At 62.8% G+C, this 6,282-nt stretch carries 8 protein-coding genes; 7 read left to right on the top strand and 1 reads right to left on the bottom strand.

Features of this window, described 5'->3' with window-relative positions; all coding sequences use genetic code 11:
• Together A9513_RS34865 and fabV are read left to right on the top strand one after the other, a co-directional pair.
• Positions 1–95, top strand: a 95-nt coding sequence (locus A9513_RS34865) for an electron transfer flavoprotein subunit alpha (RefSeq protein ID WP_083196115.1), incomplete at its 5' end; no start/stop codon positions are given.
• A 213-nt stretch (positions 96–308) separates the two neighbouring features.
• Positions 309–1,505 carry an enoyl-ACP reductase FabV gene (gene fabV, locus A9513_RS13955; protein ID WP_065085033.1) on the top strand — a complete coding sequence of 399 codons (1,197 nt, stop codon included), beginning with the start codon at positions 309–311 and terminating at the stop codon, positions 1,503–1,505.
• A 55-nt stretch (positions 1,506–1,560) separates the two neighbouring features.
• On the opposite strand, the gene A9513_RS13950 is transcribed toward fabV, so the two are convergent.
• Complete coding sequence (locus tag A9513_RS13950) at positions 1,561–2,508, bottom strand: alpha/beta fold hydrolase (RefSeq protein WP_024764494.1); 948 nt, start codon at positions 2,506–2,508, stop codon at positions 1,561–1,563.
• 97 nt (positions 2,509–2,605) lie between these two features.
• On the opposite strand from A9513_RS13950, the gene A9513_RS13945 reads away from it, so the two are divergent.
• The 5 genes from A9513_RS13945 to A9513_RS13925 form a co-directional block, all read left to right on the top strand.
• A complete protein-coding gene (locus A9513_RS13945; RefSeq protein ID WP_024764495.1) occupies positions 2,606–3,433 on the top strand; it encodes an ABC transporter substrate-binding protein in 828 nt (275 codons plus the stop codon).
• 13 nt (positions 3,434–3,446) lie between these two features.
• On the top strand, positions 3,447–3,806 hold the full coding sequence (locus A9513_RS13940; RefSeq protein ID WP_226045326.1) for a DUF4398 domain-containing protein: 360 nt from the start codon (positions 3,447–3,449) through the stop codon (positions 3,804–3,806).
• On the top strand, positions 3,803–4,615 hold the full coding sequence (locus tag A9513_RS13935; RefSeq protein ID WP_024764497.1) for an OmpA family protein: 813 nt from the start codon (positions 3,803–3,805) through the stop codon (positions 4,613–4,615). Before A9513_RS13940 ends, A9513_RS13935 begins: the two co-directional genes overlap by 4 nt.
• Positions 4,616–4,768: 153 nt before the next feature.
• Positions 4,769–5,404, top strand: coding sequence for a response regulator transcription factor (locus A9513_RS13930; RefSeq protein ID WP_024764498.1), 636 nt, complete (start codon positions 4,769–4,771; stop codon positions 5,402–5,404).
• Between the two features lie 106 nt (positions 5,405–5,510).
• The coding region (locus A9513_RS13925; RefSeq protein WP_141678398.1) for a PLP-dependent aminotransferase family protein at positions 5,511–6,282 on the top strand (772 nt) is incomplete at its 3' end.

The raw sequence follows: 6,282 nt of genomic DNA, 5'->3' as shown, positions 1-6,282 counted from the left end.
ACAAGGACGAAGAGGCACCGATCTTCCAGGTCGCCGACTACGGCCTGGTCGCCGACCTGTTCGAAGCCGTACCGGAGCTGGAAAAGGCCGTCTAAGCCTTTTTCGCTCGATGAAGGAACCCGCTCCCGTAGCGGGTTCTTTCATTTCAGGGCCTTGATTTTCCTCCGGAAAGAACTATTTCGCCGTGCGGGTGACCCATTGGTCACGAATCTTTGCCGAGAAGTCCACGGGCGAAGGTGTCTCATCTACAATGCGCGTCGTCTTCAGTTCCTGAACGTGTTTCAACGACACCTGCTACCGAGGTTTTCATGATCATCAAACCGCGCGTGCGTGGCTTCATCTGCGTCACTACCCACCCGACCGGCTGTGAAGCCAACGTCAAGGAACAGATCGAGTACGTCGAGGCGCATGGCCCCATCGCCAACGGTCCGAAGAAGGTCCTGGTCATCGGTTCCTCCACCGGCTATGGCCTGGCCGCGCGCATCAGCGCCGCCTTTGGCGCCAGCGCCGATACCCTGGGTGTGTTCTTCGAGCGTCCGGGCAGTGAAACCAAGGCGGGCACCGCCGGCTGGTACAACTCCGCTGCCTTCGAGAAGTTCGCCAAGGCCAAGGGCCTGTATGCGCGCAGCATCAATGGTGACGCTTTCTCCGATGAAGTGAAGAAAGTCACCATCGACACCATCAAGCAGGACCTGGGCAAGGTCGACCTGGTGGTCTACAGCCTGGCCGCGCCGCGCCGTACCCATCCGAAGACCGGCGAAGTCTTCAACTCCGTGCTCAAGCCGGTCGGCAAGACCGTGAACTTCCGTGGGCTGGACACCGACAAGGAAGTGATCAAGGAAAGTGTGATGGAACCGGCCACCGAGGCCGAGATTGCCAACACCGTAGCGGTGATGGGCGGTGAAGACTGGCAGATGTGGATCGATGCGCTGCAGGAGGCCGGTGTCCTTGCCGACGGCGCCAAGACCACTGCCTTCACTTACCTGGGCGAAGAGATCACTCACGATCTGTACTGGAACGGCTCCATCGGCGCCGCCAAGAAGGACCTGGACCAGAAAGTCCTGGGTATTCGTGAAAAACTGGCTGCCACTGGCGGTGATGCCCGCGTTTCCGTGCTGAAGGCCGTGGTCACCCAGGCCAGCTCGGCCATCCCGATGATGCCGCTGTACCTGTCGCTGCTGTTCAAGGTGATGAAGGAGAAGGGCACCCACGAAGGCTGCATCGAGCAGGTCGACGGCCTGTTCCGCGAGAGCCTGTACGGTGCTGAGCCGCATCTGGACGCCGATGGTCGCCTGCGCGCGGACTACAAGGAGCTGCAGCCGGACGTGCAGGACACCGTGAAGGATCTGTGGAACAAGGTGACCAACGAGAACCTGTACCAACTGACCGACTTCACCGGCTACAAGTCCGAGTTCCTGCGTCTCTTCGGCTTCGAGATCGCCGGCGTGGACTACGAGCAGGACGTCAATCCGGACGTGCAGATTCCGAATCTGATCCAGCTCTGAGTTCGCATCAGCAGAAACGGCGCCCGAGGGCGCCGTTTTTGTTTGCCGCCGGCGATCAGTTCGCCGCAGTGACGGGGCCGTGGCTCTGTTTGAGGAAATCCAGGTAAAGGCGTGCGGTTTCCTCGGGGCGCTCGATCATTGGCACATGGCCACAATCGCGCAGGATGGCGACGCTGGGCTTCTTCAGCAGCGGCTTCATCACGTCGATGCTGGAAACGTCCAGTACGCGGTCGCGATCGCCCCACAGCAGCAGGGTCGGCGCGGTGATCTTCGGCAGCTCCGGTTCCAGTGGGATATAGCGTTCACGCAATTGCTGGAAGACCATGCCGTTGAACTCGCTGCGCTCCAGCGAGCGTTCTGCCAGGTAGTCCCGCAGGCGCGACGGCAGCGGTGGCTTCTGCACGAAGACGAAGTCGAGCAGGGCGGGGAAGTCCTCTACCGAGCGCAGCACCAGCGGATTGTCGCCTTTGAGCAGGCGCTCGAACAATTCACTCGGGTGCGGCGCCGTCACGCCGGCGTTGTCGAACAGCCCGACCGACAGCACCTCCTGCGGATGTCGGGCGGCCAGCAGCGCGGCGATGTGCCCGCCCATGGAGTTTCCAACCACGTGGAAACGGCCGATGCCCTGCTCGCGCATGAAGTCGGCCAGGCGCTCTGCCTGGGTGCCGACATCGTAGCTGATGTTCGCAGGCTTGCTGCTATCGCCGAAGCCAGGCAGGTCGACGGCGATGACGTGGTAGTCCTGGGTGAGGAAGCGGGCGAAGCGCGGCCAGTTGCTCTTGTCGGCGCCGAAGCCGTGGATCAGCAGGATGGTCTGGGCCTTTTCCGGGCCTCCCTCGTAATAGGCGATGTCCAGGTTGTCGACCTGCAGGCTGTTGGTCGAGAGCCGGGCACGGGCGCTTTCGACGTATTGCGCAGTGGCCAGCAGCGTGGAGGGAAAGGCATACAGAACGCCTGCGGCGACAGCAATCAGCAGGAGAAGGGCCAGAAGGGCTTTCTTCATGAGAAGTCCTTATTACCAAATCGGGGCGGTGTGCTTTACGCTAGCATTTTGCGGCTCTAAGCAGGGCCTTACCTTCTTCTGGTGAGTGAGACTACCGATGCCTGATTGCTCCACGTTGATCCGTGCGGCGCTGTTGCTGGTGACTTTCTCCATCCCGTTGGCCGGTTTCGCGGCCGGCAAGTGCGAGCGCCTGGTGGCCACCGGCAATCCGGAATACCCACCTTACCTATGGCGCGACCCGGCGCAGCCGGAACGGCTGATCGGTGCCAATGCCGACCTGCTGGAGCAGATCGGTAAGGCCATCGGGGTGAACATCCGGGTGATCTACACCGGCTCCTGGGCGCGAGCGCAGGAAGAAGCGCGGCTGGGTCGGGTCGACCTGATCGCTGGCGCATTTCTAACGCCGGAGCGTCTGGAAACCATGGACTATATCCATCCGGCTTTTCTCACCACCGACAACGTCGTCTGGATGCGCAGGGATGCCGTCGTGGCCTACAGCGGCCGTGACGATCTGAAGGGCCTGAAGGGCGGAACCCTGGTGAACAACAGCTTCGGCGCGGATTTCGACACTTTCGCCAAGGAACAATTGACGTTGGAGGAAGTGCCCAGCCTGACCCAGGCGTTCCAGAAGCTGCTGCTAAAACGCTCGGATTATGTGATCTACGAGCACTATCCCGGCCTCGCGGTCGCCGATACCCTCGGCATGACCGATGATCTGCAGCCGCTGGAACCGCCGATCTCCAGCGAGGGTCTGTACCTGACAGTCGCGCACAACTCGGCTTGCAACGACCCGTGGCTGCGCGGACAACTGGCGAAAAAAATGACAGAATTGACGGCCGCCGGAGTCCCGCAGCGCCTGCTGCAGGACAACCTGGCCCGCTGGAAGGCCCAGCAACTTCGGCCTGCCAGCACTCCCACCGAGTAGGACAATAGATTTCGTGATCAATCGACGGATGATGGTCGCCGGCCTGGCTTTGTTAGCAGTGGCCGGCTGTGCGACGAACGACCCGGCACCCAACGAGCAGATGCGCCTCACCGAACAGGCGCTGGAACAGGCCAAAGCCGTGGGTGCGACCGATGACGTGGCCGAACTCAAGCTCGCCGAGGACAAGTACCAGGCCGCCAAGGGCGCCCTGGCGGTTGGCTCGAACAAGAAGGCCCGGCAACTGGCTGAACAGGCTGAACTCGATGCCCGCCTGTCCGAGGCCAAGGAGCTGACACGCAAGAGCGCCGAGCAACTGGCCGAGCAGAGCAAGAGCATCAACCGCCTGCGTAAACAGTTGGGGGAAGTGCAATGACTTCCCTGCAACTGTTGCGTCTGGCTGCACTGTCGAGTGCCGTCCTGCTGGCTGGTTGCGCCAACAGCCAGCTCAGCGAGAAATCCCTGGAGCAGGCCCGCCAGCAGTTCCAGGCGGTGAAGGAAGACTCCGCCGTGCTGCGCAGCGCGCCCAAGGACGTGATCCGTGCCGGCGAGTCGCTGGCCCGTGCCGAACGCCTGTCCAACTACTGGGGCAGCAGCGATGACGTCCTCCAGTACTCCTACCTCAGCCAGCGCTACAGCGAGATTGCCCGCGAGCACAGCAACCTGACGCTGAATCAGGAGCGCCTGGCCAAGCAGCAGATGGAGCGCGAACGCTTGCAACTGGCGATGCGCGAAGCCCGCCTGCTGGGCGTGCAGGAGCAGAGCAAGTGGCTGGAGCAGCAGATGGTCAGCCTGGCGACCAACGAAACCGAGCGCGGCCTTGTGCTGACCCTGGGGGACGTGCTGTTCGACAGCGGCGAAGCCGACCTGAAGCCCGCGGCCAACCGCACTGTGCTCAAGGTGGTGCAGTTCCTCCAGCTCAACCCGCGGCGGATCATCCGCATCGAGGGCTACACCGACGCCGAAGGCGACCGCGAGCAGAATCTGCAGCTGTCGAAGGATCGTGCGCAGGCCGTGGCGGATGCGCTGACCGACCTGGGGGTGGACCAGAAGCGCGTCCAGGTACAAGGCTATGGCGAGGCCTATCCGATCTCGGACAACGCTTCGTCGCTGGGGCGCGCGCAGAACCGCCGGGTGGAGATCGTCTTCTCCGACGAGAAGGGCCAGCTCGGCGCCGAACGCTGATCCAACTCGCAATATCCCGTCACAGGAAAACCCCGGAAGCCTCGGCTCCGGGGTTTTTCATCAGGGGCATCTCGAAATCTTTCGAGTGGCAGCTTGGCGAAAATGGCCGGGTGCGACTAATCCCCTCAGGGGAGCTGTAAACGAGAGAATGTGATGTCATCGGAAAAGAAGCTTTTCAATGTAATCGTGGCGGATCCGCAACCGATGATCGGTTGGGGCCTTGAACGCTATCTGCTGGAGCGCGAACTGGCGCAGGTGAAAGCCTTCGTCAGCGACACCGATAGCCTGCTGGATGTCCTCACTGCCCATCCCGAGGTCGACCTGGCCATCGTCGAGCTGGCGCTGCCCGGCGCCCGCGGTCGCGATGGGGTGCACCTGATCGAATGGCTGCAGCGCCACTATCCCCACGTGCCGGTGCTGGTCTACTCGGTCATGGGCGCACCGCTGCTGGCCAGCGCAGCGGTGAAATGCGGTGCAGTGGGCTATGTCTGTAAGCGCAACCCGCTGAGCCTGCTGGACGACGCCTTCGCCCGTATCCGCAAGGGCGAGACCTATATAGACCCGATGCTGCGGCCCCCCCGGCATACCGGCAAACCGTTGAGCCCGACGGAAATCGACATCATCCGCCGTTTGGCCCATGGCGCCACGGTGGGCGAGATCGCCGAACGGACCAATCGGAGTGTCTCCACCATCAGTACCCACAAGCGCAACGCCATGCAGAAGCTCGGCCTGACCACCGATGCGCAACTGGTGGTGGCGGGTTTGCTGGACTGGCTCGGGGAGATCTGAGCGCAGAGGACAGCGCAACTGTATCGGACGGAATGCTGACGACTGTTCTGGAACAGTTTGCACTTTTTGGCTACTGTTTCGGTTCAATGACCGAGGGATGGCCGTCATGTCCAATCTGCTGCTCTACCAGCGCATCGCCCAGCAACTGGCGGAAGACATCCGTCGTGGTGTCTACCAGCCGGGCGAGCGCGTGCCGTCCGTGCGCAAGTTGAGCACCCAGCTCAACGTCAGCCATGCCACGGTGCTCCAGGCCTATGCCACCCTCGAAGATCAGGGGCTGATCCGCGCGCGCCCGCAATCCGGATTCTACGTGCACCGCACGCCGGCGCTGACTGCCTCGACACCGGACATCGCCCGTGTCGAGCGGCCGGGGCTGGTCACCCGCAGCAGCATCATCAATCAGGTGCTCGCCGAGGCGCGCCGCGAAGGCGTGTTCCCGCTGGGCGCCGCCGTGCCGCACGTGGATTACCTCCCGGTCCGTGCGCTGCACCAGCAATTGGCCAAGGTCACCCGCTTCTCCAGCCCGCGTGCCTTCAGCTACATGTTCAGCCCCGGCTACGAGCCGTTGCGCCGCCAGGTGGCGATCCGCATGCGCGATGCCGGTGTGGTGGTCGATCCGACCCAGGTAACCATCACCCATGGTTGCGTGGACGCCATCCACATGGCTTTGCGCGTGATGACCCGGCCGGGCGACCTGATCGCCACCGAGTCGCCGAGCTATTACGGCCTGTTGCAGCTGGCCGACATCCTCGGTCTGAAGGTCATCGAGATCCCCAGCGACCCGCTGACCGGCATCAGCCTGGAAGCCCTGCAGCTGGCGGCCAACCAGTGGCCGATCAAGGCGCTGGTGCTGACCGCGCGCCTGAGCAACCCGCTGG

It is taken from the genome of Pseudomonas sp. AU12215, assembly GCF_001675465.2.
Taxonomy (GTDB): domain Bacteria; phylum Pseudomonadota; class Gammaproteobacteria; order Pseudomonadales; family Pseudomonadaceae; genus Pseudomonas; species Pseudomonas nitroreducens.
The sequence above is the reverse complement of the archived record's forward strand: the minus strand, read 5'-3'. Positions and strand labels throughout refer to the sequence as shown.